The sequence below is a fragment of the Brevundimonas albigilva genome, from assembly GCF_023503965.1.
Classification (GTDB): Bacteria; Pseudomonadota; Alphaproteobacteria; order Caulobacterales; family Caulobacteraceae; genus Brevundimonas; species Brevundimonas albigilva.
This window is the reverse complement of sequence record NZ_CP097298.1, coordinates 2,773,751-2,800,108: the sequence shown is the minus strand read 5'-3', so window position 1 is coordinate 2,800,108 and position 26,358 is coordinate 2,773,751. Positions and strand designations below refer to the sequence as shown.

Here is a 26,358-nt window from a genome sequence, read left to right as displayed (position 1 = left end):
CACCCCATTGCGATAACGCCGGCTGACGAACTTGCCGATTCCCAGAGCGTGGCTGTAGGCTCCCCTCGTCTCCAAGGGAGTTTCTGATCATGCCGCACTCCGAAGTCGTCATCCGATCGGGCGACCCGCTCATCGATGGGATGTTTCTGGGCACGCGATGGACCGATGCGCGCCTGACCTACGCCTTCCCCGGATCCTCCACCGCCTACAACGGCGGGCAGCCAGGCTACCCCAGCGACTGGCACCTGCAGAACTTCCAAGCCTTCTCCGCAGCCTGGGCGACCCACGCCGTGGCCTTGCTGGATGAGATCGCCACCTTCACCACCCTGACCTTCGTGGAGGGCGACCCAGCCGCCTCACAGTTGCGCTGGGGCCGGTTCGACGATCCCGGAAACGGGGCCTACGCCTACGGCCCGGGAGACTTTCAGCAGAACGGTGATCAGTGGTTCGCCAACAACGCCAACGCCGATCCGGTCCTAGGCGATACGGTCTCGCACATCCTGCGTCACGAATTGGGTCATGCGCTGGGCCTGTCGCACCCGCACGAGGGCCAGTGGGGTCCCATCCCTCTCGCCTATGACTCCATCGAATATTCGACCATGTCCTACCGGCTGCACACCACGCAGCAGGACGGCGACTACAGCGGGTCGCATCACGAGCAGAGCTTCATGATGCTCGATATCGCCGCGCTGCAGTATCTGTATGGGGCGAACTTCGCTTTCAATGCGACGGACACCACCTACGTCTTCGACCCGGCGACCGGTCAGATGGTGGTCAATGGGGTGGGCGGAGCTGTTCCAGCCTATGACGTGGTGTTGCGGACGATCTGGGACGGCGGCGGCGTCGACACCTATGACTTCAGCAACTTCGACCGCGATCAAGTCATCAGCCTGCAACCCGGTGAGTGGTCGACCTTCGATTCCTCCATGCTCGCGACACTGATCCAAAGGGCCGATACACCGGGCGGCGCCCTCCGGCCGATCTATGCGGCGGGCAATCTGGCCAATGCGCTGCTCTATCAGGGCGACATCCGCTCGCTGATCGAGAACGCCATCGCGGGCGATGGAGACGACATCGTCACAGGCAACGTCGCCAACAACATCCTGAACGGCAATGGCGGCCACGACGATCTGCGCGGGATGGAGGGCGACGACGTTCTGATCGGGGGAGCGGGGAACGATCGTCTGGACGGTGGTGCGGGTCTGGACATGGCGGACTATCGCACCGCGCCGAATGCGGTCACGGTCAACCTAGCGACGGGTCAGGCCAACTCGGTCGCGCACGGGATCGACACTCTCGTCTCGATCGAGGGCGCCTACGGCACAGCCTTCAACGACAACTTCATTGGCGACGCCGCCGCCAACATCTTCGCCGCGGGCGCGGGAAATGACACCCTGACCGGCGCGGGCGGCAATGACCTGCTGGACGGCGGCGCGGGCGTGGACACGGCGCTCTACGCCTCGGCGCGGCGGATGTATGTGGCCGACAGCACCTCGATCTCTGGGGCCGGCGAAGGGACCGATGCGCTGGTCTCGATCGAGAACCTGCGCTTCGTCGACGGGACCCTGACGTTCGACGCGGCCAGCCAGGCGGCCCAGGTGATGCGGATGTACGACGCCGCCCTGGCCCGCCAGTCCGACCAGGGCGGCTTCGAGAACTGGCTCGACCGGCTGGAAGGCGGGCTGACCCTGACCCAGATGGCCCAGGCCTTCCTGGATTCCGCCGAGTTCCAGGCCAACTTCGGCGGCCTGTCCAACCAGGATTATGTCGCCCAGCTGTATCGCACCACCCTGCGGCGCGAGCCCGACGCCGGCGGCCTGGCCAACTGGACCGCACGCCTCGACAACGGCTCGCTGAACCGAACCGACATGCTGGTCGCCTTCTCCGAGAGCGCCGAGCACGTCAACAACACCGCCTCGGTGCTGAACCGCGGCCTGTGGGTCGCCGACGACCAGGCCAAGATCATCGCCCGTCTCTATGACGCCACCTTCGACCGCCTGGCTGACGTCGGCGGCCTGGCCGTCTGGACCCAGAACCTCAAGGACGGCACGGCCCTGATCGACATCGCCGCCGCCTTCGCCTCGGCCGCCGAGTTCCAGCAGAAGTACGGAAACCTGTCGAACGCCGACTTCGTGGCCCAGATGTACCGCTTCACCCTGAACCGCGAACCCGACGCCGGCGGCCTGGCCCACTGGACCAGCCAGTTGGACAGCGGCGCATCGAACCGCGCCCAGATGCTGCTCAACTTCTCCGAAAGCGCCGAGCACGTGGGGTTGACCGCCGGCCTGTGGCTGGGTGGGATTCAGGTCGCTGGCGGGAACAACGGCGCCCTGGCCGCCGCCGAGCCGGGCAAGGCGATCCTGGCCCCCGAAGACTTCCGCGATCCCATCGTGATCGGTTCGGACGGCCTCGACGACGACGCCTTCGTCCTGGCCGCCGACCTCGACCTGACCGGCCAGGTCATGCCGACGTTCGACGCCCACAAGGCGCCGGCCCCGGACATCGCCGCCGTCGACACCCTGCCGCCTGCCTGGTTCGACGCCCTGCACGCCGCCGACGCCGGGCCCGACGTGGCCGACCTCCACCGCATCCCCGCCAACGACATCGACCACATCCGCCAAACCCAGGACCACGCCTGGATCGTCTAGGGATCAGCCGGCGGGCTTCAGATGCTGAAGTCCGTCGGCGGTTCGGCCTGGTCCAGCCAGGCGGCGATGCGTTCGGCGGCCTGTTCGGCCGTCATGGTGGTGGTGTCCACCACGATCTCGGGCGCTTCGGGCGCCTCATAGGGGCTGTCGATGCCGGTGAAGTTCTTCAGCTCGCCGGCGCGGGCCTTCTTGTAGAGGCCCTTGACGTCGCGGGCCTCGGCCACGGCCAACGGCGTATCGACGTGCACCTCGACGAACTCGCCCGGCGCCATCAGGTCGCGGGCCATGCGGCGCTCGGCCCGGAAGGGCGAGATGAAGCTGACCAAGACGATCAGGCCGGCGTCCACCATCAGCTTGGACACCTCGGCCACGCGGCGGATGTTCTCGACCCGGTCCTCCTCGGTGAAGCCCAGGTCGCGGTTCAGGCCGTGGCGGACGTTGTCCCCGTCCAGCAGATAGGTGTGGCGGCCGTCGGCGTGCAGGCGCTTCTCGACCAGGTTGGCGATGGTCGACTTGCCGGCGCCGGACAGGCCGGTCAGCCAGACGACCCGGCCGCGCTGGTTCTTGATCGCGGCGCGGGCGGCCTTGTCGACCGACAGGTCCTGCCAGTGGATGTTGTGGGCCCGGCGCAGCGCGAAGTGCAGCATCCCCGCCCCGACCGTGCGGTTGGAGATGCGGTCGATCAGGATGAAGCCGCCCAGGTCCCGGTTCGCCGCATAGGGATCGAAGGCGACCGCGGCGTCCAGCGACAGGTTGCACACGCCGATCTCGTTCAGCTCCAGCCGCTTGGCCGGGCGCTGCTCCAGGGTGTTGACGTCCACCTTGTGCTTGGGCTCGGTGATCGTCGCCCCGACCAGCCGGGCGCCGACCTTCAGCAGATAGGGCCGGCCCGGCAGCATGGCCTCGTCGTCCATCCACACCAGGGTCGCCTCGAACTGGTCGGCCGCCTCGGGCGGGGCGTCGGCCGCCGCCAGCACGTCGCCGCGCGACACGTCGATCTCGTCGGCCAGGGTCAGGGTGATCGACTGGCCGGCGACCGCCCGGTCCAGGTCGCCGTCGGCGGTGACGATGCGCGCGACAGTCGAGGTCTTGCCCGACGGCGCGACCCGCACGGGGTCGCCCGGCCGCACCGTCCCCGCCGCGATCAGGCCGGAGAAGCCGCGAAAGTCCAGGTCGGGCCGATTGACCCACTGCACCGGCATCCGGAACGGATCGGCCGACAGGTCGTCGTCGACCGGCAGCGTCTCCAGCAGGGTCATCAGCGGCGGCCCGGCGTACCAGGGCGAGCGGCCGCTGGCCTCGGCGATGTTGTCGCCGCGCAGGGCCGACATCGGCACGGCGTGGAAATCCTCGACCCCGATCCGCTCGGCGAAGGCCGAGAAGTCGGCCACGATCTCGTCGAACACCGCCTGGGACCAGCCCATCAGGTCCATCTTGTTGACCGCCAGGATCACGTGGCGGATGCCCAGGAGGCTGACCAGATAGGCGTGCCGCCGCGTCTGGGTCAGCACGCCCCGCCGCGCGTCGATCAGGATCACGGCCGCGTCGGCGGTGGAGGCGCCGGTGACCATGTTGCGGGTGTACTGCTCGTGTCCCGGGGTGTCGGCGACGATGAACTTGCGTCGATCGGTCGAGAAGAAGCGATAGGCCACGTCGATGGTGATGCCCTGCTCGCGCTCGGCCGCCAGGCCGTCGACCAGCAGGGCGAAGTCGATGTCGCCCCCTTGGGTGCCGACGCGGCGGCTGTCCGCCTCCAGCGCCGCCATCTGATCCTCGAAGATCATCTTGGAATCGTAGAGCAGCCGCCCGATCAGGGTCGACTTTCCGTCGTCCACGCTGCCGCAGGTGATGAAGCGCAGCAGGCTCTTGTTCTGGTGCGCATCCAGATAGGCCGCGATGTCAGCGGCGATCAGGTCGGACGCTTCGTAGATCTTGGCGGCCATCAGAAATAGCCTTCCTGCTTCTTCTTCTCCATCGAGGCGGACTGGTCGTGGTCGATCACCCGGCCCTGGCGCTCGGACGTCGTGGTCAGCAGCATCTCCTGGATGATGTCGGGCAGGGTCGCGGCCGTGCTCTCCACCGCCCCCGTCAGCGGATAGCAGCCCAGGGTGCGGAACCGGACCGAACGCATCCGCGGCGTTTCGCCGGCACGCAGCGGGAAACGGTCGTCGTCGACCATGATCAGGGCCCCGTCGCGCTCCACCACCGGCCGCTCGGCGGCGAAATACAGCGGCACGATGGGGATGTTTTCCAGGTGGATGTATTGCCAGACGTCCAGCTCGGTCCAGTTGGAGATCGGGAAGACACGGATGCTTTCGCCCGGCCGCTTTCGCGTGTTGTATAGTCGCCAGAGCTCGGGCCGCTGGTTCTTGGGATCCCAGCGGTGCTCGGCCGTGCGGAACGAGAAGATGCGCTCCTTGGCCCGCGACTTCTCCTCGTCGCGCCGGGCGCCGCCGAAGGCCGCGTCGAAGCCGTGCAGGTTCAGCGCCTGCTTCAACCCTTCCGTCTTCCACAGGTCGGTGTGCAGGGCCGAGCCGTGGTCGAACGGATTGATGCCGCGCGCGAGGGCGTCGGGGTTCCGGTGCACCAGCAGCTCGAAGCCCAGTTCGGCCGCCATCCGCTCGCGCATCTCGTACATGGCGCGGAACTTCCACGTCGTGTCGACGTGCAGCAGCGGGAACGGCGGCCTGGACGGGAAGAAGGCCTTGCGGGCCAGGTGCAGCATCACCGCCGAATCCTTGCCGATCGAATACAGCATCACCGGGCGCTCGGCCTCGGCGGCCACCTCGCGCATGATGTGGATGCTCTCGGCCTCCAGGCGCTGCAGATGGGTGAGCCGCTCGCGCGACACGGCGGGGGTCAGGGATGCGGCGGGACTGACAGGCAAGGCGTTCGCTCGTTCAAAGGCGGCCCACTCACCGCAAAGCCATGCCGGGCGCAAACGATTGATACTATGACCGCCGAGCAGAAATCATCCCCGCATCTTCGTCGTCGGGGATCATTGCCCGATTTCGGCCACAAACGAACCAGCCATGCCGTGAATCCACGCCGTCCCTGTGGACGTTTTGAAAATCCGTCATTTTGTGATAGGTTCTGTTTCATTGGATCGGGCGGTCCGCGGAATCTTCGCGCCGCCCGTGTTTGCGACAGAATCCCGTCCATGAAGGCGGGATCGGCCAGAGGTTTGGTGATCCGTTTCCGCATCTGACGCCTGCATCTTTTCATCCAGCGGCCCCGCCGGTGGACGAGAACCTGTCTGCGTTCGACGCGCCTTCGCTTCGCCCGGCCCTGACCGGGAAAGGACGATTATGACGAGCAAGACGGGTCTGGAGTTCAAGGTCGGCGACGCGGTCGTCTATCCGGCGCACGGCGTCGGCAAGGTGGCGGCCATCGAAACCCAGGAAGTCGCGGGCATGAGCCTGGAGGTCTATGTCGTGACCTTCGACCACGAGAAGATGACCCTGCGCGTCCCGACCAAGAAGGCCAAGACCGCCGGCCTGCGTTCGCTGGCCGCCGACGACGTCGTGACCAAGGCCCTGACCACGCTGAAGGGCCGCGCGCGCATCAAGCGCACCATGTGGTCGCGCCGCGCTCAAGAGTACGAGGCCAAGATCAACTCGGGCGACCTGATCTCGATCGCCGAGGTCGTCCGCGACCTGCACCGCGCCGACACCCAGCCGGAACAGTCCTATTCGGAGCGCCAGCTCTATGAATCGGCCCTGGACCGCATGGCCCGCGAAGTCGCCGCGGCCAACAAGATCGACAAGGACGCGGCCGTCGAACTGCTGGCCAAGTCCCTCAGCGCCAAGAAGCCGATCCCGACCGCCGAAGCGGCCTAATCGCGCCCCATCGACGAACAATCGAAAGGCCCGGGAGCGATCCCGGGCCTTTTGTTTTGCGTGGTCGACCCGCCTTTAACGATTGTCCCTGAGGCTGGTCCGGACGTCGCCGGAGGAGATGAGCATGAGAGCGATGGCCATCGGGGCGGCGCTGACGCTTTTGTCCTTCGTGGCGGCGGGCTTGTTCCTGCGACTGCCGTTCCTCAAATCCCGAACCGCCATCCCTCACGATCCGCTCGCGGAGGACCTGACCGAATGGCCGGGCCTGATAGGCCTGATGCTCAAGCCGCGATGGCGACGCATCTACAACGCCATCGTCCTGGCGGGCGTGCATCTGCTGTTTCTTGCGTTTCACGTCTTCGTTGTCGTCAGCGTCAGTCGAGACCCTTCCGGGCTGGGCTTCGGCGTCCTCCTCGTCACGCTCATCTTGGCGTCGGGCATGTTCACGATCTGGGGCTCGGCCTTCCGGAATACGCAAGCACTCAAGAGCGGACCGGCTCAGGAAACCACCAGGTGAAGATCGACAAGGCGTGGGCGCTGATCTACGCCTGAACCCTCTCCCCCTCAGCTCAAGACCGCGCCCATGCCTTCCGGACTCATCGCCCTGCTCGACGACGTGGCGGGGATCGCCAAGCTGGCGGCGGCGTCGATCGACGATGTGGGGGCGGCCTCGGGCAAGGCGGCGACCAAGGCGGCCGGCGTGGTGGTCGACGACGCGGCGGTGACGCCCCGCTACGTCACCGGCCTGTCGCCCAGCCGCGAACTGCCGATCATCGCCAAGATCGCCGCCGGCTCGGTGCGCAACAAGCTGCTGCTGATCCTGCCCGTCGCCCTGCTGCTGACCAGTTTCGCGCCCTGGGCCATCACGCCCATCCTGATGTGCGGCGGGACCTATCTGTGTTTCGAAGGCGCCGAGAAGCTGATGGAGATGTTCGGCGGCGCGGGTCATGGCGAGGCCGCGCCCGCGACCGGCGACCCCGCCGCCCTGGAAGCCGCCACCGTCTCGGGCGCGGTGCGGACCGACCTGATCCTGTCGGCCGAGATCATGACCATCGCCCTGGCCGACGTGTCCGACGCGCCCCTGCTGACCCAGGCCGGCGTGCTGATCGTGGTGGGCCTGGCCATGACCGTGGCGGTCTATGGCGCGGTGGGCCTGATCGTGAAGATGGACGACATCGGCCTGCATCTGGCCGAGCGGCCGTCAGGCGCGGCCCGGGCGCTGGGGCGCGGCCTGGTCAAGGCCATGCCGGTGGTGATGAACGCCCTGTCGGCGATCGGCACCTTCGCCATGCTGTGGGTCGGCGGCGGCATCCTGCTGCACGGGTCGCACACGCTGGGACTGGCCTGGCCGGCTGAGCCGGTGGAGCATCTGTCCCACGCCGTCGCCCAGGCGACCGGGCCGCTGGGCGCCGTGGCGGGCTGGCTGACCACGGCGGCGATCTCGACCGTCATCGGCGTGGTGGTGGGCGGCGCCGTCGCCTTCGCCCTGCATCAGGTCATGCGGCTTCGAAAGGGCGGCGGGGCGCACTGATACTGCGCCCTGCGCCACGCCTGGCCTCAAGCCTGGGCCTGGGCCCACGCCTGGCGGGTCGGAAAGTCAGAAATATTCCGCATTGGCCGGGCACTGGGCGCTGATTCGCCGGGCGGTGATGCTGGCCGGGATATAGGGCGTGCCGCGCAGCAGCTGCGCGCCGCCGCTGAAGCGGAAGCTGGTCGTCTCATAGGTCCCGTTCAGCCGCACATTGACCCGGCGGCCCTTGTGGTCCTGGCACGTGCCCTCGAAGCGGGCGTTTCCGTCGCCCACCACCCGCGTCGGATAGGTGCAGCGCCACCGCTTGGTCGACAGGCCGCCGAAGAAGCGGTTGATCTCGCTGGGGCGCACGCACTTCTGTTCGGTGTCGCGCTGGCCCAGGGCGCTGGTGGTGTATTCCCAATAGCCGGGCAGCACTTCCGACTGGGCGGCGGTCTGGGCCGGCGCCATGGCGGGCGCGGCCAGCATCAGGCCGCCGGCCAGGAGCGGCGCGGCGATCGCGGCGGCCTTGCCCGGCGCGCGGCGGATCGGGGAAAGGATCATGGAAAGGCTCTTGGTCATGGTCATGATATGGATATGACGCCCGGCAATTGAATACAGGCTGAACGAGACGCGCGTCGCGGCGTTCGGCCGGCGCGGACTCAGGTTGACGCCCGCGCCCCTCTCCCTTATACGCCCCCTCTCTCGCGCGGGACCCGTTTCCGCGCGCACCTGTTTCATGCGTTCGCGTCCATTTCTCGGGCCGGGCGCCGCACCTTAAGGATCTGACGATGTCGCGTCGTTGCGAACTCACTGGTATCGGCCCGATGGTCGGCCACAGCGTGAGCCACTCGAACATCAAGACCAAGCGCCGCTTCCTGCCGTCGCTGAAGACGGTCAAGGTCACCTCGGACGCCCTGGGCCAGACCTTCAGCCTGCGCATCTCCAACGCCGCCCTGCGCACCCTGGACTACAAGGGCGGCCTGGACGCCTTCATCGTCAAGGCCCGCGACGAGCAGCTGTCGACCGCCGCCCAGCGCATCAAGCGTCAGGTCCGCGCCAAGCTGGCCGAGCAAGCCGCCGCCTGATCGGCGTCGCAAATCGATTTCGGGAAAAGGCCGGCGTTTCCGCCGGCCTTTTCTTTGCCCATCCCTCTCCCGCTTGCGGGAGAGGTGGCCCGTCGTTCGCGAAGCGAACCAGGGGTCGGAGAGGGAAGTGTCATCCAAAGAAGACACTCCCCCATCGTCAGGCGTGTCGCTTCGCGCCACGACCTGACACTTCCCCCGACAAGCGGGGGAAGGTCTTCGCGTCATCGCCTCAGGCCGCTTCCACCGTCACCGACTGACGCACCATCTCGCAGCGGTCCTGGGTGGTCAGAAAGGCGATGTCGGCGGCGTCGCGGCCGCAGGCGATCCGCACCAGCCCCCCGGACCGGCGCCAGGCCCGTGGGGTCGACCAGCCACCAGCCGTTGTCCAGCCAGACCTCGAAGATGGCGTGGAAATCCGGCGGCTCCAGCTGGTGGGCGAAGGCGCTGACCGCCCGCGCGGGAATGCCCGACGCCCGGCACAGCGTCAGGCCCAGATGGGTGAAGTCCCGGCACACCCCCGCCCGGTCGATGAAGGTGCGCGCCGCCGTCGTCTCGGTGTCCGACACCCCGTGCTCATAGTCGATGTTGGCCTTGATCCAGTCCAGGATCGCCAGCACCCGCGCCCCGCCCGACGTCTCGCCGAACGCGCGCGTCACGAAACGCCCGAACTGGTCCGACGGGCAGTATCGGCTGGGCGACAGATAGGGCAGCACCTCGGCGGGAAGATCGCCCCAGTCGTGCTGCGACACGTTCAGGGGCAGCCCCCTCAGCACGCCGTTGTCGACCACCGCCCCATAGGTCAGCGTCACCTCGCCCGACATATGGCAACGCAGCGCGCGCGGGCGCCGAACTCGGCGTCCTCGTCCTCATGGGCCTGGATCGGCGGCGAAAAGGTCAGCCGCTCCTCCAGGATGTCCTGGCCGGGCCAGTGCGCGACCTGGATCTTGTAGATGGCGTCCGTCGGCGGATCGAAGCGATAGACGAGCTCGGCGCGAACGCGCAGTTTCATGAAGGGCACCGGTTTTGAAGGTTTGGCTGGCCGCTCAACGCCATGAGACTGCGGCTGTTCCGTGACCCCGGGGCGCGCGGATGCAAAACGTACGGCGGCGTACACAACAGGCGAAAATCGACAAGCGGTCTCAATATGTTAGGATCGTCATTCATGTCGGCCTCCCCCGCCCTATCCGCCCTTCGCCGAGCGACCGCCGCCGACCACTCCGCGCTTGAGGACGAGGCGGCGATCGAGCGCCGCCTGGCCGATCCGGCCGCCCGGGCGCAGATGGTCCTGGCCTTCCATCGTTTCCACTTCGGCGTGGAGGCGGCCGCCCATCCGCTGGTCGCCTCGCTGGCGGGCGCGTTCAAGCCGCTTGCACGATCCGAAGGCGTCGCTCGCGACCTGGCGGACCTGGGCGTCGTCGCGCCCACGCCCGCCGCGCCGCCCCCGTCGCGACGCCCGGCGCCGCCCTGGGCTGGGTCTATGTCGCCGAGGGGTCGATGCTGGGCGGCCGCATCATCCGCCGCCGCCTGGCCGCCGCCGGGTGCGATCTGGCGGGCCTGTCCTTCCTCGATCCCCACGGCGACCAGACCGGCGACCGCTGGCGCGCCTTCCAGACCTTGCTGGAGCAGGCCTGCGCCGATGGCGCGGCCTCGGTCGAGCAGATCGTGGCCGGCGGCCTGCAGGGCTTCGCCTACGCCCGCGCCACGCTGGCGCCGCTGTCGCAAAGGGCAGCCGCATGACCGATTCCGCCATCCGCGACGAGATCGACCTGACCGATTGCGATCGCGAGCCGATCCATGTTCCCCAGGCCGTCCAGCCTCACGGCTTCCTGCTGGTGCTGGACCTGAAGCCCAGGTGGTGCTCAAGGGCGCCGGCCCCATCGAGGGCCTGACCGGGCGCGACGGCTGGCTGGATCGCCCGGTCGCCGACCTGCTGGGCGATTCCGTGGCCCGACGCGTGCGGGACATGGCGCGGCTGGAGGACAAGGGCTTCTGCGGACGCTGGCGCGCCGCCAACGGGCTGGAATACGATGTCGTCGTCCACTACGCGACGCCGTCGATGTCGGGCGAGGCGCCGCGCGTCGTCGTCGAGGTGGAGCAAAGCTCCCAGCAAAGCCGCCCGGGCGTGGAACTGATCGCGCGCCTCGACGCCGCCGGCGCCGACATGGAACGGGCCGGCACCCTGCAGGGCGTCAGCGACCAGGCGGCCGAGGCCTTTCGCAAGCTGACCGGTTTCGACCGGGTCATGATCTACCGCTTCCTGGACGACGAGGCGGGCCAGGTCGTGGCCGAGGCGCGCGGCAACGGCGCGTCCTCCTTCCTGAACCACCACTTCCCCGCGACCGACATCCCGCGTCAGGCGCGCGCCCTTTATCTGCGCAACCCCGTGCGGGTCATCCCCGACAGCCACTACACCCCCCAGCCGCTGCGCCCCGTCGATCCCGACGAGCCGCCGCTGGACATGAGCGACGCCGGCCTGCGCTCGGTGTCGCCCGTTCACCTTCAGTATCTGCGCAACATGGGCGTGCGGGCCTCGGCCTCGGTGTCGATCATCGTCGACGACGCCCTGTGGGGCCTGGTCGCCTGCCACAGCGCGGCGCCGCAGTTGATGCCGTACGAGATTCGCGTCGCCTGCACGACGCTGGCCCGCAACCTGGCGCGCCAACTCAAGGCCAAGGCGGATGCGGAACTGTACCGCGAACGGGTCCGCCTGCGTCGTCTCGAGGACGAGCTGGTCGCCCGGCTGCCCGCCGAAGCGGCGCTGGACGAGGCGCTGGCGGCGCGCTCGGCGCAGTTGATGGAACTGGTCGACGCCGACGGCCTGGCCCTGATCGGCGACGGGCGCGTCGTCCGCTTCGGCCATACCCCGCCGGAAGAGGGCGTCGCTCGCCTCGGCGCCTGGCTGGAGGGCCTGCCCGGCCTTCGTCCCGTCTCCTCCAGCGCCCTGTCCAGCATCCTGCCCGAGGCCGAGGCGTGGCGCGCCCACGGCAGCGGCCTGCTGGCCGTCCGCCTGACCGGCCGCGCGCCGGTCTCCATCCTGTGGTTCCGCTCGGAAATCGTCGAGACGGTGCGCTGGGCGGGAAATCCCGAGACGGCGGTGAAATCCGGCGCGTCCGGCGCCCTGAACCCGCGCGCGTCCTTCGAGGAGTGGTCCCAGACCGTCTCGGGCCGCGCGCGCCGCTGGTCCGCCGCCGCGGTGGAGTCCGCCGCGCGCCTGCGCGACGCCCTGGCCGACTTCGCCGCCGTCAGCCAGCTGCGCAGCCTCAACCAGTCGCTTCAGACCCGCCTCAACGAGCGCGACCTGCGGCTGGAGCAGCAGCAGTATCTGATGCGCGAGGTCAATCAATCACCGCGTGCAGAACAGTCTGACGCTGGTGTCCAGCTTCCTGGGCCTGCAGGCGCGCGACCAGGCCGACGGCCCCGCCGCCGTCGCCCTGCAGGAGGCGCGCCGCCGGGTGCGCGCGGTCTCCACCGTCCACAGCCGCCTCTATCGGGGCGACAACACCACCACCATCGACCTCAGCCGCTACATCGGCGAACTGGTGACGGATCTGGGCGGCAGCATGGGGCCTGATTGGGCCGCCGCGATCCAGACCGACCTGGCGCCGGTCTGCGTCGACGCCGGTCGGGCCGTCACCCTCGGCCTGATCCTGACCGAGCTGATCATCAACGCCCAGAAGTACGCCTATGACGGCCAGCCGGGTCCGCTGTTCATCACCCTGGCCGAAGCCGACGATCAGCTGCGCCTGACCGTCGCCGACGACGGCAAGGGCGGGCACCAGGCGGGCAAGGGTTTCGGCTCCATGATGATCCGCAGCCTGGTCGGCCAGCTGGACGGCCAGCTGGCCTACCGCGACCGCAAGCCGGGGCTGGAAGTGACGCTGAAGGCGCGCATCGACCCCCTGGCCTGACGCCCGCTCTGGCTGGCCGCCGATCCCGATGGCGCGGTCGCGCGGCGCGGCCTAAACAGCCGCCATGACCGCCCCCTCCCCCGAACGTCTCCGCTCGCGCCGGCCCTGGCGGTGCTGCTGGTCGCGGCCTGCGTCCTGGGCCTGGCCCCGATCCTGGTGCGCCTGACCGAGACGGGGCCGGCGGCGGCGGGCTTCTGGCGTTTCGCCTTCGCCCTGCCGCTGCTGGCGGTGCTGGCGGGGCGCGAACCGGGAGGCGTGGCCCGGCCGTCGAAATGGGCGCTGCTGGCCGGCCTGTTCTTCACGCTCGACCTCAGCTTCTGGCACTACGGCATCGTCATGACGTCGGTGGCCAACGCCACGGTGCTGTGCAACCTGACGCCGGTGGTCGTGACCCTGTTCGCCTGGGTCGTGCTGAAGGAGAAGCCGCGCCGGCTGTTCCTGCTGGCCCTCGCCCTGGCGATGGGCGGCGCCCTGGCCATGGCGGCCGGGGCCGACGGCGGCCAGGGGACCAACCCCTTGCTGGGCGACCTGTTCAGCCTGTCGGTGGCGGTCTGGTATTCCGGCTACTTCCTGGCGGTGAAGGCGGCGCGCGCGACGGCCGGCGCGATGCGGATCACCTTCTGGGCCACGCTGCTGGGCGCGCCCCTGCTGTTCCTGGTCGCGCTGGGCCTGGGCGAGGACGTTCTTCCCGCAACCCTGGCCGGCTGGGCGGCCTGCGTCGCCATGGGCGTGATGCACGTCTTCGGCCAGGGCGGCGTGGCCTGGGCGCTGGGCCGCCTTCCCGCCTCGGTCACCGCCGTCACCATCCTGGTCCAGCCGGTGGTCGCGGCCCTGCTGGGCTGGCTGGTCTTCGGCGAGACCCTGACCCCGGTTCAGGCCGGCGGCGGCGCCCTGGTCCTGGTCGCCGTCATCCTGGCCCAGCGCTCGAACCGAGCGCCCGCCGCGCCCTTTTCCGGCCTGGCCGCCGAGCCATCCGCAACCGCCGGACCCCCGCAGCGCGAAGCGCGGTAGCCCAGGCAACATGGGCTCAAGCAGCGCGAAGCGCGGTAGCCCAAACAACATGGGCTCAAGCAGCGCGAAGCGCGGTAGCCCGCCCTAAAAAGAAAACGGGCGCGGAGGATGCCCCCGCGCCCGCTTCCCAGCCTGTTCGGCTGTCGACTTAGAGGACCTTGAGGTCCACGGCCGAGGTCTTGCCGCGCTGGGTTTCCAGCTCGTATTCGACCTTGGCGTTCTCATCGAGGCCCTGAAGGCCGGCCTTCTGAACGGCGGTGACGTGAACGAACACGTCGGACCCGCCGCTATCGGGCTGGATGAAACCATAGCCCTTGGTGGGGTTGAACCACTTGACCGTACCGGTCGCCATGTCTGCGTCTCCGTAAACGCGCTTTCCAGGCGGGCCCCTTTTCAGAGGGACCCGTCAGTCCATCTGGAACAAGCTCGTTCAGGCGAAGGAGCGAGACGCGGGTGTGGACCCCACGCAAAATCCGGACTGCGCCCGTGTTGTCACCCGCCTTTACGGGCCGGTCAACAGCAAAGCGATTCCACAAATCGGCGTTAGGTGGTTAATCGAACCTTAGCCGCACACCCCGCGCGGGGCCGCGTCCAGATGCAGATGGTCGGCATGGGCGGCGTTGTACTCGGGCGTCAGGACATTGGAGAACAGCCGGCAACCGCCCTGCCCCACGCGCTTCAGGAAGCGCCCGCCCTCGGCGCCGGCCGGCCCCTGCCCGGCCCAGTCGGCCTTGACGCTGACCCGGCGCCCGTCGGCCAGGGTCACCGCCGCGACGTCCAGCGCATTGGCGCGCGCGTGTTCGCTGGGCCGGTCGCCGGTGTCGGTCGACCCATAGATGCGACGGCACGAGTAGGTCCCGAAATTCTCCACCCGCGCCACCGGAGAGCCCAGCACGTCCCGCGCGGCCGGTTGCAGCACCTGGCGGTCCCAGAGGACGTAGCGCAGGGCCAGCGGGCACTGCATCACCACCCCGGCCGGCGCCAGGGGCGTGGCCCCGCCGACGATCCGCACCGCGCCGCGCACCTGGCAGAAGCCGCCGTCGTCGCGATCGGGCGCCCGCTCCACCTGCACGCCGGCCTCGCGCAACAGCCTCATGCAGGCCTCGGTGGGCGCCGCGACCTGTTCGGGCGTGGCGGCGCGGGGCAGGTCGAAGGCCGCCACCTTGGTCGCCGTCGCCCGCCCGATCGGCCGATCCAGGTCCAGCGGCTTCCACGGCAGGTCTTGCGGCGGCGCATAGGCGTTCAGCAGGGCGAAGGCCGCGCAGACCAGCAGCGCCGCCTCCCACAGCAGGTTCCAGAAGTCCGCGAAGTCCCGCCTCATGCCGCCCCGCGTCCTCCCTGCGCCCCGCGCCGGGCCGCAACGGCCCCGCTTCCCAACGCACCGGGGGGCCGATCCGTTCATCGCGATCGACCGGCCGACGCGGCCCTATCCCAGCGCGCGCACCAGTCCGGGCATCAGGCCGTTGGCGGCGCCGGCCTCGACGCTGACGTTGGCCAGGCCGATCAGGGCGACGCCGCGACGAGGCGCGACCGCCGCGACGGCGTGCCACAGGGTGTTCGACCCCTCGTGCATCAGGGCGGGACCCCCGGCCCAGGGAACGGCGGGCGGCGCGATCCAGCCCAGGGCGTAGGGCTGGCCCTGGCCTGCGCCCGCATCGCTCAGGACCGCCACGCTCTCCGGCTTCAGCCAGCCGCCCCCGTCGTTCAGGAACACCCGCAGCCACGTCGCATAGTCCGCCAGCGTCATGTGCGCGGTGCCCGCCGGCCCCAGAGCGGCGGGGTTGTCGGCGCCGGGATCGGCCGGATCGACCGGCGTGTGCGTCTGCCCGCCAGCCCAGCGATGCCCCCAGGCGTTGGCCCCGCCATGAACGTCGTGGACCGGCGCGCCGAAGCCCGCCGACGCCAGGCCCAGCGGCCCGAACATCTCCGCGCGCGTCACCTCCTCCCATGACTGGCCGGTCAGGGTTTCGATGGCCGCCCCCGCCAGGATGTAGTTGGCGTTGGCGTATTCATATCCGCCCGGCGTACCGGTCGGCGGCGTCGACAGGATGCGTTCGGCGATCGCGCGGCGCTGTTCGGGCAGCGGCCGGGGATCGGCCCGCGCGGTCATGTAGAAGACCATGCCCAGGGCGTCGGCGTCCTTCACCCCGGCCCGGTGGCGCAGGAAGTCGCGGATCGTCACGGCCTCATAGGCCGGATCGACCGTCGCGGCCGGGAACAGGACCGACAGGGGCGCGTCCCAGTCCGCCCGTCCCTGCTCGACCAGCCGGGCGTAGAGCGCCGCCGTCATCGCCTTGGTGTTGGACCCCAGGTGCCAGCGGTCGTCCAGCGTCGCCGGGTCGTCCCCGCCGAACCGGCGCACCCCGCGAACCCCGGACCAGGCCAGGCCCTCGCGCGTCACCACCCCGCCGGCCAGGGCCACCGGCCGGGTCTCGGCGAACACCGCCTCCAGCACGGCCTCATAGGCGGCCGGATCGGCGCCGATGTCCGCCCGCGCCGGCAGGGCGGCCAGCCCGGCCACGGCCAGGCTTCCGGCCAGGACGGTTCGGCGGTCGGTCTTCATGGCGGCGCTCTCCCTGTATTCGGCGACAGCCTAGCGTCCCGGCGGCGCGAACGCACGGCCCTTGCCCTGTCCGCCCGCGCCGGTCACTGTCGGCGCATGGGAAAGAAATCCGACGCCTACGACGACGAACTGGAGCAGCTCCAGCTCGCCATGGTCCAGACCCAGGCCTGGACGATCGAACACGGCCTGCGGGTCGTCATCGTCCTGGAGGGGCGCGACACCGCCGGCAAGGACGGCGCCATCAAGCGGCTTACGGAATATATGTCGCCGCGCCAGACGCGCGTGGTCGCCCTGCCCAAGCCCAGCGACCGCGAATCCAGCCAGTGGTATTTCCAGCGCTACGTCGCCCACCTGCCGGCGGCGGGCGAGACGGTCATCTTCAACCGCTCCTGGTACAACCGCGCGGGCGTCGAGCCGGTGATGGGGTTCTGCACCCCCGCCCAGTACGCCCAGTTCATGGCCGACACGCCGCGCTTCGAGCGGATGCTGACCGACGACGGGATCGTCCTGATCAAGCTGTGGCTGGACATCTCGCGCGAGGAACAGGCCCTGCGGCTGAAGGAACGCCGCAAGGACCCGCTCAAGAAGTTCAAGCTGTCCTCGCTGGACGCCGAGGCCGAGGCCCGCTTCGACGCCTATTCCGACGCCCGCGACCGGATGCTGGCCGAGACCGACCGCGACTTCGCGCCCTGGACCATCGTGGCCACCGACGACAAGAAGACCGCCCGGCTGAACATCATCCGCCACATCCTGGCGGTGCTGGATCATGTTCCGGGCGAGGTGAAGAAGCCCGATCCCGACATCGTCTTCGGCGCCGAGGAGGCCAGGAAGCGCCTGGCCCGCTGATCCGCCTCACATCCTGAACAGGCCGAAGGTGGTCTCCGGAATCGGGGCGTTCAGGCTGGCGCTGATGGCCAGGCCCAGCACGTCGCGGGTCTGGGCCGGATCGATGATGCCGTCGTCCCACAGGCGGGCGGTGGCGTAGTAGGGATTGCCCTCGTCCTCGTACTTCTGGCGGATCGGCGCCTTGAAGGCCTCGGCGTCTTGCGGCGTCCAGGTCTCGGCGTCGCGGTGCACGGTGGCCAGGACGCTGGCGGCCTGCTCGCCGCCCATCACGCCGATGCGGCTGTTGGGCCAGGTGAACAGGAAGCGCGGCGAATAGGCCCGGCCGCACATGCCGTAATTGCCCGCGCCGAACGATCCGCCGATCAGGACGGTGAACTTGGGAACCTCCGCCGAGGCCACCGCCGTCACCAGCTTGGCCCCGTCCTTGGCGATGCCGCCCGCCTCGTACTTTCCGCCGACCATGAAGCCCGAAATGTTCTGCAGGAACAGCAGCGGGATCTTGCGCTTGCAGGCCAGTTCGATGAAGTGCGCCCCCTTCTGCGCGCTCTCCGAGAAGATCACCCCATTGTTGGCCAGGATCGCCACCGGATAGCCCCAGATGCGGGCGAAGCCGCACACCAGGGTCGAACCGTACAGCGTCTTGAACTCGTCGAAGTCGGAGCCGTCGACGATGCGGGCGATCACCTCGCGCACGTCATAGGGCGCTCGCACGTCCTCGGGGATCAGGCCGTACAGCTCCTCGGGGTCGAAGGCCGGCGCGCGCGGTTCGCGCACATCCATCTCTACCGGCTTGGTCGTGTTCAGATTGGCGACGATGGAGCGCACCACCTCCAGCGCGTGCTCGTCGTTCTCGGCCACGTGGTCGACCACGCCGGACCGACGCCCGTGGGTCTCGGCCCCGCCCAGCTCCTCGGCGGTGATCACCTCGCCCGTCGCGGCCTTCACCAGCGGCGGCCCGGCCAGGAAGATCGCGCCCTGGTTCCGGACGATGACCGTCTCGTCCGACATGGCGGGCACATAGGCGCCGCCAGCGGTCGACAGGCCCATGACGCAGGCGATCTGGGCGATGCCCTTGGCGCTCATCCGCGCCTGGTTGAAGAAGATGCGGCCGAAATGGTCGCGGTCCGGAAACACCTCGGCCTGGTGCGGCAGGTTGGCCCCGCCGGAATCGACCAGATAGACGCACGGCAGGCGGTTCTGCTCGGCGATCTCCTGGGCGCGCAGGTGCTTCTTGACCGTCATCGGGAAATAGGCGCCGCCCTTCACCGTCGGGTCATTGGCGACGATCATCACCTCGCGGCCCGAGACGCGCCCGATCCCGGCGATCACCCCGGCGCCCGGCGCCTCGTCGTCGTACATCCCGTTCGCCGCCAGCTGCCCGACCTCCAGGAAGGGCGAGCCAGGGTCCAGCAGGCGCTCTACCCGGTCGCGCGGCAACAGCTTGCCCCGCGAGACGTGCCGCTCGCGCGCCTTGTCCGACCCGCCGCGCGCGGCCTGCGCCACGCGCTCGCGCAGGGTCGCGGCCAGGGCGCTGTTGTGCGCGTGCAGGGACTTGTAATCGGGGCTTTGCGGATCGACCGCTGACGTCAGCTTCGGCATGGGGACGGTTTAGGCGGGGAGCGCGGCGGGGAAAGCCTCTCCCTCCCCTTCATGGGGAGGGTGGTCGCGAAGCGACCGGGTGGGGGCGGCCCGGCAGGGTCGCACCTGCTTGATGAAGTCCAGGTCTGTAGGGCGTCGCCGCGCCCTCCCCGCCCTCCCCGCCCGACCTCCCCGCGGGGGAGAGAGAAATGTTGCGCTCCCGCCCCTTTTCCCCTATACGCGCCCGCTTTCCAGGGCTTCGGTCCTGACGCGGACCACCAAAGGGACGGACGCTCGGTCCGGCCGCCGCGCCAGGAGCCATCGTGGAGATCGACTTACCCGGTCGTTTCCGCGCCGACGCCCGAAAAGGGAGACTACCGCATGGCTCTTTACGAGCACACGGTCATGACGCGCCAGGACATCTCGGCGCAACAGGCCGAAGCGCTGAATGACACCATCAAGGATCTGATCGTCGCCGGCGGCGGCTCGGTCGCCAAGATCGAATACTGGGGTCTGCGCAACCTGACCTACCGCGTGAAGAAGAACCGCAAGGCGCACTATTCGCTGCTGGCCGTCGACGCCCCCCCGGCCGCCATGGCCGAGGTCGAGCGTCAGCTGTCGATCAACGAAGACGTGCTGCGCTGGCTGACCGTCCGCGTCGAGGAACTCGACCTGGAACTGTCGCCGCTGCTGGCCCGCCGCGAGCGTGAACGCGAGCGTGAGCGCGAGCGCACCCCGCGCGACGACGCCTCTTCCGACGCCGAATAAGGAAACCGGACATGACCGATACGACTGCCCCCACTCCGGGCGCTCCGGCCGGCTCCGGCCCGGCCCGCCGCCCCTTCTATCGTCGCCGCAAGGTGTGCCCGTTCTCGGGCGCCAACGCGCCGAAGATCGACTACAAGGACGTGAAGCTGCTGCAGCGCTACGTCTCCGAACGCGGCAAGATCGTGCCTTCGCGCATCACCGCCGTCTCGCAGAAGAAGCAGCGCGAACTGGCCAAGGCCATCAAGCGCGCCCGCTATCTGGCCCTCCTGCCGTACGTGGTGAAGTAAGATGAAGGTCGTTCTGCTGGAACGCGTCGAAAACCTCGGCGCCATCGGCGACGTCGTGTCCGTCAAGGACGGCTTCGCCCGCAACTTCCTTCTGCCGCGCGACAAGGCCCGCCGGGCCACCGCCGCCAACCTGAAGGCCTTCGAACTCGACCGCGCCGCCATCGAGCAGCGCAACGAGAAGAACAAGGCCGACGCGCAGAAGGTCGCCGACAAGATCGACGGCGAAACCTACGTCATGATCCGCCAGGCCGGCGAAACCGGCCAGCTGTACGGTTCGGTCGCGGGCCGCGACGTCGCCGAGGCCATCCAGGCCGAAGGCGGCAAGGTCGAGCGTTCGCAGGTCGTGCTGAACACGGCGATCAAGACCCTGGGCGTCCACGAAGTGCTGGTCCGCCTGCACGCCGAGGTCCGCGCCACGGTCAAGGTCAACATCGCCCGTTCGGCCGACGAAGCCGAGCGTCAGGCCAAGGGTGAAGACGTCATCCGCAGCCAGTTCGACGACGAGCGCCAGGCCGCCGAGCAATCGGCCCAGGAGCTGATCGAGGGCGGCGCCGGTCAACAGGAAGGCTTCGGCGACGAAGCCTGATCCGACCGGATCGACGACAAGGACAAGGGCGCGTTCCGCACGGGACGCGCCCTTTTTCCTGCCCGCGGGCCAGCCCCCGCCGGCCCGCCGCGTAAGGATTTCTAAAGACGCGGCCAGAAAATCTGGCGCATGGCCCGGATTGACGCGCCCCGATGCGGTCTCAATATCGCCTCTGCCGCGACACGCCTCCCCTGTGCCGCGCCTGGAGGGGCCTCATGCGCCGCAACCTGTTCCGAAACGCCTGTCGCGCCCGGCGATGTCGCCGCGGCTGAGGCCGCCGCGCGTCCCCTTTCCGATCCCGACCTTTCCCAACCGGCGGCGACCCAAGACCGCCGGATGCTCTCCCGCGCCTTCAAGAAGGATTCCTCCATGACCTCCCGCCTGTCCGCCCTGCTGGGCGCCGCTTCCGCGATCGCCCTGTTCGGCGCCGCCCCCGCCCTGGCCCAGACCGCGCCTGAGGCCGACCCGAACGACATCGTGGTCACCGGCACGCGCGTGCCCAACCGCTCGCGCCTGGACACCCTGGCCCCCGTCGACGTCGTGACCAGCGAGACCCTGCAGCAGCGCGGCACCACCGAGTTCGCCGCCGCCCTGTCGCAGACCGTGCCCTCGCTGACCTTCGCCCGCCCGACCGCGGTGGACGGCACCGACTCGGTGCGGCCGGCGACCCTGCGCGGCCTGTCGCCGGACCAGACGCTGGTGCTGCTGAACGGCACGCGCCGCCACGCCTCGGCCCTGGTCAACGTCAACGGCTCGATCGGGCGCGGCTCGGCCGCCGTGGACCTGAACGCCATCCCCACCGGCGCCCTTGACCGCGTCGAGGTGCTGCGCGACGGCGCCTCGGCCCAGTACGGCTCCGACGCCATCGCCGGCGTCGTCAACCTGCGCCTCAAGGAGGCCTCAAGCGGCGGCGGCGCCAGCGTCACCTACGGCCAGTACGTCACCACCGTGGAGACCGCGCGCGGCGAACGCGACGAGAACGACGGCCAGACCGTCACCGCCTCGGCCTGGCAGGGCCTGGCCCTGGGCTCGGACGGCTATCTGACCCTGTCGGCGGAATACCTCCAGCGCGACCCGACCAACCGCTCGGACTACGATCCGCGCGCCGCCGCCAACGGCGCCGTCACCGCCCGCGCCGGCGACCCCGAGGTCGAGCAGTGGACCGTCTTCGCCAACGCCGGCAAGCCCCTGGGGAACGGCTGGGAGGCCTTCGGCTGGGCCGGCTATCAGGATCGCCAGAGCGAAAGCGCCGCCTTCCCGCGCCTGTCCGACAATGTGAACAATGTCGCGGCCATCTATCCGGACGGCTTCCTGCCCAAGATCGGCGTGGACAGCCAGGACGTGTCGGCCGCCGGCGGCGCGCGCGGCCAGCTGGGCGGCTGGGACGCCGAGATCAGCCTGGTCTATGGCCGCAACGCCCTGGATTTCGAGACGCGGGAGTCGCTGAACTCCACCTATGGCTCGGCCTCGCCGACGACCTTCGATTCCGGTTCGCTGATCTATGACCAGCTGGTCCTGGGCGCCGACTTCAGCCAGGCCTTCGAGGTCGGCCTGTCCGGCGGCCCGCTGAACTTCGCCTGGGGCCTGGAGCAGCGCTGGGAGACCTACAAGATCGAGGCCGGCCAGCCCGAGAGCTACAACCGCGGCCCGCTGGGCGCCAACACCGCCCTGGCCGGCGGCGCCCAGGGCTTCGTCGGCTTCCAGCCCTCGAACGAGATCGACGTCGACCGCGACAACTTCGCCGCCTACGCCGACGTGGAGATCCCGCTGACCGAAAAGCTGACGGTCGAGGGGGCCGTGCGGTCGAGGACTATTCCGACTTCGGCGACACCCAGACGGGCAAGTTCAGCGCCCGCTACGACTTCACCCCCGCTTTCGCCCTGCGCGGCTCGATCTCGACGGCCTTCCGCGCGCCGTCGCTGCAGCAATCCTTCTTCACCTCCACCGCCTCGGTGATCCAGGACGGCGCCGTGGTCGAGACGGGCACCTTCCCGGCGACCAGCGTGGTGGCGACGGCCCTGGGCGGCCGCCCGCTGGAGCCCGAGACCTCGACCAACTATTCGCTGGGCGCGGTGGTGCGGCTGGGCCGCTTCGACCTGACGGTGGACGCCTACAAGATCGACATCGACGACCAGATCGTCCTGTCGGAACTGATCCGCAATCCGGCGGTGCTGGGTCCGCTGGGCGTGCAGGCCGCGCGGTTCTTCCTGAACGGCGTCTCGACCGAGACCGAGGGCGTGGACGTGGTCGGCCGCTATCGCCTGCCGACCGAGGCGGCCGGCGACTTCGACTTCACGGTCGCGGCGAACTTCAACGACGTGTCGCTGAGCACCGACCTCTCGCCCACCCTGTTCGCCCGCCAGCGCATCCTGACCATCGAGGAGGGCACGCCGGCGACCAAGGTCTCGGCCTCGGCGGACTGGCGTCTGGACCAGTGGGGGGCCACGCTGAAGGCCACCTACTACGGCGACGTCCTGCAGCCCGGCTCGACCGCCGCCAGCGACTATTCGACCGGCGCCAAGACGGTGGTGGATCTGGAAGGCCGCTATCGACTGACCGACCGGGTCGGCCTGGCCGTCGGCGTGGACAACGTCTTCGACGAATATCCGGACTATGTGCCGGCCAGCCTGAATTCCAACGGCGTGCTGGGCTTCCCCTACTATTCGCCCTTCGGCTTCAATGGCCGCTACGCCTATGCCCGGGTCAGCCTGAACTGGTGACCCGGCCCCGCGCCTGACGGCTCAAGGGGGCGTTCCTTCGGGAGCGCCCCTGTCGTTTCGCGCCCCGTCCACAGCCTATCCCCGTTCATCTTCGGACGTGCGTCGGATTCCGTCCGCATCCGACGCAGGGCGGCGCTAAAGCCTTAACCGACATGAACGCCTTCGCCCCGCTGCCCTTTTCCGCCTCGCCGACCGATCACGGCGGCGTCTCGTCGATGCCGCACAATCTGGAGGCCGAGCAGGCGCTGCTGGGCTCGCTGATGTTCGACAACGCCGTGTTCGAACGGCTCAGCGACCGGCTGCGCGGCTCGCACTTCTACGAGCCCTTCCACCAGCGTCTGTTCGAGGCGATCGAGGACCACATCCGCCAGGGGATGCTGGCCGAGCCCACCATCCTGATGGAGCGGTTCAAGCAGGACCCGGCGTTTCAGGAGTTCGGCGGCCTGCGCTATCTGGCCGACCTGGTGGACCGCGCCCCGCCCGCCGCCAATGCGCCCGACTACGCCCGGGTCGTCTATGACCTGGCCCTGCGTCGCGACCTGATCCGCATCGGCGGCGACATCATCAAGGAGGCGCCGAACCCCGAAACGCCCGCCGACGAGCAGATCGAACAGGCCGAGCAGACCCTGTACTCCCTGGCCGAAACCGGCAAGCCTTCGTCCGGTTTCGTCAGCTTTTCCCACGCCTTGTCCGGCGCGGTTCAGATGGCGGCCGAGGCGTATCAGCGCGACGGCAAGCTGGCCGGCCTGGCCACCCACCTGAACGACCTGGACTCCAAGCTGGGCGGCCTGCACCCGTCCGACCTGTTGATCCTCGCCGGCCGTCCGTCGATGGGCAAGACGGCGCTGGCGACCAACATCGCCTTCAACGTGGCGCGCAACTATCAGTGGGAGCCGACGCCGGAGGGGCGCAAGACCGTCAACGGCGGGGTCGTGGCCTTCTACTCGCTGGAAATGAGCGCCGAACAGCTGGCCATGCGGATCCTGGCCGACGCCTCGGGCGTGTCCTCCGACAAGCTGCGCAAGGGCGAGATCGACGCCACCGACTTCGGCAAGATCCGCGACGCCGCCGTCGAGATCGGCGAAAGCCCCCTCTACATCGACGCCACCGGCGGCCTGTCCATCTCCAAGCTGGCCGCGCGCGCGCGGCGGCTGAAGCGGATGGAGCACGGCCTGGACCTGATCATCGTCGACTACCTCCAGCTCGTGACCACCGGCGAGAACAGCCAGAAGAACCGGGTGCAGGAGGTGTCCGAGATCACCGGCGGGCTGAAGGCCCTGGCCAAGGAGCTGTCGGTGCCGATCATCGCCCTGTCGCAGCTGTCGCGCCAGGTCGAGCAGCGCGAGGACAAGCGGCCCCAGCTGTCGGACCTGCGCGAATCCGGCTCGATCGAGCAGGACGCCGACTGCGTGATGTTCGTCTATCGCGAGAGCTATTACCTGGGCCGCGCCGAACCGCGCGAGGGCACCGAGGAACACCTGCAGTGGCAGCAGGACATGGACCGCCTGCAGCACCAGGCCGAGGTCGTCATCGGCAAGCAGCGCCACGGCCCCATCGGCATCGTCAAACTGGCCTTCGACGCCGACACCACCAAGTTCGGCAACCTGGCCCACGACGGCCGCTACCAGGACAGCTACGAATAGGGCCGCACGGCGGGCGCGTCGCCTCGGCCATCCCAATTTCTGAACATTTCCGTTTTCAGAACAACGCCATACGGTGACGGTCCGGCGATCGACCTTTCGCACCTTCGCGATCGGTTATGATCGCCGCCCCCCCGGCCTGCGGGGCGCCGCGACCGGATTTCACACCATTCATACTATTCACACTGTCTTTTTCGCGAACCGTGCGGTCGCGGCGTCGCTTCCGGCCCGGATTTCACACTATTCGCACTCTTCGCACGGTGTTTTTCCGCACGGCTCGGGCTCGCCGCCCTTCCATTGCAAGAAACTTGCGTCATAAGAGCCCGATGCCCTCCCCCGCCACGCTTTCCGTCGATCTCGGCGCCCTCGCGCGCAATTTCCACGCGCTTCAGGCCCTGACCGGCGCGCCCGTGCATCCTGTGGTCAAGGCCGACGGCTACGGCCTGGCGCCCCGGCCTGCGCGACCCGCCTGATGGCCGAGGGCGCGCGGACCTTCTTCGTGGCGCGCGCCGCCGAGGGCCAGGCCCTGCGCGCGGCCCTGGGCGCCGAGCCGACCATCTATGTGCTGGACGGCTGCCATGAGGGCGCGGCGGCGGAACTGAAGGCGACCGACCTGCGGCCGGTGCTGAACCAGCCGCGCCAGATCGACGCCTGGCGCCAGGCCGGCGGCGGCGCCTGCGGCCTTCAGATCGACACCGGCATGAACCGGCTGGGCTTCCGGCCCGAGGACGCCCCCGAAACGTTCGACGGCGTCTCTTTGGTGATGAGCCACCTGGCCTGCGCCGACGAACCGGCCCAGCCGATGAACCGCCGCCAGCGCGACCTCTTCGCCGCGGCCGCCCAGCGCTATCCCGGCGCGATCCGCTCCTTCGCCAACTCCGGCGGCTGTTTCCTGGGGCCGGACTTCGCCTTCGACGCCGTGCGGCCGGGCATCTGCCTCTACGGCGGCGGGCCCGAGGGGCGGACCGACGACCGGATCGCGCCCGTCGCCACGCTCTGGGCCGAGGTGCTGCAGGTGCGCGAGGTTCCGGCGGGCGAGAGCGTCGGCTATTCGCGCGGCTTCCGGGCCGACGCGCCCGTGCGGGTCGCCACCGTGGCGGCCGGCTACGCCGACGGCCTGCTTCGGTCCTACAGCCCGCGCGGGGCGGCCTGGGTGGCGGGCCAGACGCGGCCGCTGCTGGGCCGGGTGTCGATGGACGTCTGCGCCGTGGACGTCACGGGCCTGGACGTCGCCGTCGGCGACCGGGTCGAACTGTTCGGCCCCAACCGCCGGCTGGACGACGCGGCGGCGGCGGCGGGCACCATCGCCTACGAACTGCTGACCTCGATCACCCCCGCGTCCCGCGCGCCTATGTCGATTGACGCC

General features: G+C 69.3%; 25 protein-coding genes and 4 pseudogenes. 18 read left to right on the top strand and 11 right to left on the bottom strand.

The features are described 5' to 3' along the window. Positions 1 to 89 precede the first annotated feature (89 nt). Positions 90 to 2,648, top strand: coding sequence for a DUF4214 domain-containing protein (locus tag MU852_RS14750; protein ID WP_249750191.1), 2,559 nt, complete (start codon positions 90 to 92; stop codon positions 2,646 to 2,648). 17 nt (positions 2,649 to 2,665) lie between these two features. Here the strand turns inward: MU852_RS14750 and cysN are convergent, their stop codons facing one another. Both cysN and cysD read right to left on the bottom strand, forming a co-directional pair. Continuing rightward, entirely contained in the window at positions 2,666 to 4,591 is a 1,926-nt protein-coding gene (gene cysN, locus MU852_RS14745; protein ID WP_249750190.1) for a sulfate adenylyltransferase subunit CysN, read from the bottom strand. Next, positions 4,591 to 5,589: a sulfate adenylyltransferase subunit CysD gene (cysD, locus tag MU852_RS14740; protein WP_430641155.1), complete on the bottom strand. Its 999-nt coding sequence runs from the start codon at positions 5,587 to 5,589 to the stop codon at positions 4,591 to 4,593. The genes cysN and cysD overlap by 1 nt, the downstream gene beginning before the upstream one ends. A 367-nt stretch (positions 5,590 to 5,956) precedes the next feature. Between cysD and MU852_RS14735 the strand changes: the two genes are divergently transcribed. The 3 genes from MU852_RS14735 to MU852_RS14725 all read left to right on the top strand — a co-directional run bounded on the left by MU852_RS14735 (position 5,957) and on the right by MU852_RS14725 (position 8,018). Next, complete coding sequence (locus MU852_RS14735; RefSeq protein ID WP_249750188.1) at positions 5,957 to 6,487, top strand: CarD family transcriptional regulator; 531 nt, start codon at positions 5,957 to 5,959, stop codon at positions 6,485 to 6,487. Positions 6,488 to 6,611: 124 nt separating this feature from the next. Continuing rightward, positions 6,612 to 7,004: a hypothetical protein gene (locus MU852_RS14730; protein ID WP_249750187.1), complete on the top strand. Its 393-nt coding sequence runs from the start codon at positions 6,612 to 6,614 to the stop codon at positions 7,002 to 7,004. Between the two features lie 66 nt (positions 7,005 to 7,070). Next, positions 7,071 to 8,018 (top strand): DUF808 domain-containing protein, encoded by a 948-nt coding sequence (locus tag MU852_RS14725; protein WP_249750186.1) that lies wholly within the window; start codon positions 7,071 to 7,073, stop codon positions 8,016 to 8,018. Between the two features lie 66 nt (positions 8,019 to 8,084). Here the strand turns inward: MU852_RS14725 and MU852_RS14720 are convergent, their stop codons facing one another. Further along, positions 8,085 to 8,561 (bottom strand): DUF3617 domain-containing protein, encoded by a 477-nt coding sequence (locus MU852_RS14720; RefSeq protein ID WP_249750185.1) that lies wholly within the window; start codon positions 8,559 to 8,561, stop codon positions 8,085 to 8,087. 227 nt (positions 8,562 to 8,788) lie between these two features. On the opposite strand from MU852_RS14720, the gene rpmB reads away from it, so the two are divergent. Then, complete coding sequence (gene rpmB / locus MU852_RS14715; protein ID WP_249750184.1) at positions 8,789 to 9,085, top strand: 50S ribosomal protein L28; 297 nt, start codon at positions 8,789 to 8,791, stop codon at positions 9,083 to 9,085. 221 nt (positions 9,086 to 9,306) lie between these two features. On the opposite strand, the gene MU852_RS14710 is transcribed toward rpmB, so the two are convergent. From MU852_RS14710 to MU852_RS14700, 3 genes are all read right to left on the bottom strand, one after another. Continuing rightward, positions 9,307 to 9,894: a transglutaminase-like domain-containing protein gene (locus tag MU852_RS14710; protein ID WP_249750183.1), complete on the bottom strand. Its 588-nt coding sequence runs from the start codon at positions 9,892 to 9,894 to the stop codon at positions 9,307 to 9,309. Further along, a complete protein-coding gene (locus MU852_RS14705) occupies positions 9,891 to 10,094 on the bottom strand; it encodes a hypothetical protein (protein WP_249750182.1) in 204 nt (67 codons plus the stop codon). Before MU852_RS14705 ends, MU852_RS14710 begins: the two co-directional genes overlap by 4 nt. A 171-nt stretch (positions 10,095 to 10,265) precedes the next feature. Further along, the gene (locus MU852_RS14700) at positions 10,266 to 10,415 is read right to left on the bottom strand and encodes a hypothetical protein (RefSeq protein WP_249750181.1); all 150 of its coding nucleotides are present in this window, start codon (positions 10,413 to 10,415) and stop codon (positions 10,266 to 10,268) included. A gap of 164 nt (positions 10,416 to 10,579) precedes the next feature. Here MU852_RS14700 and MU852_RS14695 point away from each other — a divergent pair, with 164 nt between their 5' ends. The 5 genes and pseudogenes from MU852_RS14695 to MU852_RS14675 all read left to right on the top strand — a co-directional run bounded on the left by MU852_RS14695 (position 10,580) and on the right by MU852_RS14675 (position 14,004). Then, positions 10,580 to 10,822 (top strand): heme oxygenase-like domain-containing protein, encoded by a 243-nt coding sequence (locus MU852_RS14695; RefSeq protein ID WP_249750180.1) that lies wholly within the window; start codon positions 10,580 to 10,582, stop codon positions 10,820 to 10,822. Beyond that, positions 10,819 to 10,974 (top strand): phytochrome family protein, encoded by a 156-nt coding sequence (locus tag MU852_RS14690; RefSeq protein ID WP_249750179.1) that lies wholly within the window; start codon positions 10,819 to 10,821, stop codon positions 10,972 to 10,974. Before MU852_RS14695 ends, MU852_RS14690 begins: the two co-directional genes overlap by 4 nt. Positions 10,975 to 11,048: 74 nt before the next feature. Beyond that, positions 11,049 to 12,263: pseudogene (locus tag MU852_RS14685) on the top strand (GAF domain-containing protein); the annotation flags it as partial. 172 nt (positions 12,264 to 12,435) lie between these two features. Next, complete coding sequence (locus tag MU852_RS14680; RefSeq protein ID WP_347342313.1) at positions 12,436 to 12,993, top strand: sensor histidine kinase; 558 nt, start codon at positions 12,436 to 12,438, stop codon at positions 12,991 to 12,993. A 111-nt stretch (positions 12,994 to 13,104) separates the two neighbouring features. Then, complete coding sequence (locus MU852_RS14675; RefSeq protein WP_249750177.1) at positions 13,105 to 14,004, top strand: DMT family transporter; 900 nt, start codon at positions 13,105 to 13,107, stop codon at positions 14,002 to 14,004. Between the two features lie 148 nt (positions 14,005 to 14,152). On the opposite strand, the gene MU852_RS14670 is transcribed toward MU852_RS14675, so the two are convergent. The 3 genes from MU852_RS14670 to MU852_RS14660 all read right to left on the bottom strand — a co-directional run bounded on the left by MU852_RS14670 (position 14,153) and on the right by MU852_RS14660 (position 16,567). Then, positions 14,153 to 14,356 (bottom strand): cold-shock protein, encoded by a 204-nt coding sequence (locus tag MU852_RS14670; RefSeq protein WP_249750176.1) that lies wholly within the window; start codon positions 14,354 to 14,356, stop codon positions 14,153 to 14,155. Positions 14,357 to 14,566: 210 nt separating this feature from the next. Further along, the gene (locus MU852_RS14665) at positions 14,567 to 15,325 is read right to left on the bottom strand and encodes an extensin-like domain-containing protein (RefSeq protein WP_249750175.1); all 759 of its coding nucleotides are present in this window, start codon (positions 15,323 to 15,325) and stop codon (positions 14,567 to 14,569) included. A 105-nt stretch (positions 15,326 to 15,430) separates the two neighbouring features. Beyond that, complete coding sequence (locus tag MU852_RS14660) at positions 15,431 to 16,567, bottom strand: serine hydrolase domain-containing protein (RefSeq protein ID WP_249750174.1); 1,137 nt, start codon at positions 16,565 to 16,567, stop codon at positions 15,431 to 15,433. A gap of 96 nt (positions 16,568 to 16,663) precedes the next feature. Here MU852_RS14660 and ppk2 point away from each other — a divergent pair, with 96 nt between their 5' ends. Continuing rightward, positions 16,664 to 17,413: a polyphosphate kinase 2 gene (gene ppk2 / locus MU852_RS14655; RefSeq protein ID WP_249750173.1), complete on the top strand. Its 750-nt coding sequence runs from the start codon at positions 16,664 to 16,666 to the stop codon at positions 17,411 to 17,413. Positions 17,414 to 17,419: 6 nt separating this feature from the next. Here ppk2 and MU852_RS14650 read toward each other — a convergent pair whose 3' ends face one another. Further along, entirely contained in the window at positions 17,420 to 19,012 is a 1,593-nt protein-coding gene (locus MU852_RS14650) for a carboxyl transferase domain-containing protein (RefSeq protein WP_249750172.1), read from the bottom strand. A gap of 51 nt (positions 19,013 to 19,063) precedes the next feature. Here MU852_RS14650 and rpsF point away from each other — a divergent pair. Beyond that, positions 19,064 to 19,594: pseudogene (gene rpsF, locus MU852_RS18305) on the top strand (30S ribosomal protein S6); the annotation flags it as partial. A 19-nt stretch (positions 19,595 to 19,613) separates the two neighbouring features. Here the strand turns inward: rpsF and MU852_RS18300 are convergent. Beyond that, the gene (locus tag MU852_RS18300) at positions 19,614 to 19,793 is read right to left on the bottom strand and encodes a hypothetical protein (protein ID WP_353745004.1); all 180 of its coding nucleotides are present in this window, start codon (positions 19,791 to 19,793) and stop codon (positions 19,614 to 19,616) included. On the opposite strand from MU852_RS18300, the gene rpsR reads away from it, so the two are divergent. From rpsR to alr, 6 genes and pseudogenes are all read left to right on the top strand, one after another. Beyond that, on the top strand, positions 19,771 to 20,046 hold the full coding sequence (rpsR, locus tag MU852_RS14640; protein WP_249750170.1) for a 30S ribosomal protein S18: 276 nt from the start codon (positions 19,771 to 19,773) through the stop codon (positions 20,044 to 20,046). The two genes, MU852_RS18300 and rpsR, sit on opposite strands and share 23 nt — an antisense overlap. A 1-nt stretch (position 20,047) precedes the next feature. Further along, positions 20,048 to 20,632 carry a 50S ribosomal protein L9 gene (rplI, locus tag MU852_RS14635; protein WP_249750169.1) on the top strand — a complete coding sequence of 195 codons (585 nt, stop codon included), beginning with the start codon at positions 20,048 to 20,050 and terminating at the stop codon, positions 20,630 to 20,632. Between the two features lie 129 nt (positions 20,633 to 20,761). Continuing rightward, positions 20,762 to 21,448 (top strand): annotated as a pseudogene (locus MU852_RS17990) (TonB-dependent receptor plug domain-containing protein); the annotation flags it as partial. Positions 21,449 to 22,209: 761 nt separating this feature from the next. Then, positions 22,210 to 23,352, top strand: coding sequence for a TonB-dependent receptor domain-containing protein (locus tag MU852_RS17985; protein WP_347342400.1), 1,143 nt, complete (start codon positions 22,210 to 22,212; stop codon positions 23,350 to 23,352). Positions 23,353 to 23,504: 152 nt separating this feature from the next. Next, positions 23,505 to 24,995 carry a replicative DNA helicase gene (locus MU852_RS14625; RefSeq protein WP_249750168.1) on the top strand — a complete coding sequence of 497 codons (1,491 nt, stop codon included), beginning with the start codon at positions 23,505 to 23,507 and terminating at the stop codon, positions 24,993 to 24,995. A gap of 323 nt (positions 24,996 to 25,318) precedes the next feature. Beyond that, positions 25,319 to 26,354: pseudogene (gene alr / locus MU852_RS14620) on the top strand (alanine racemase). Positions 26,355 to 26,358 lie beyond the last annotated feature (4 nt).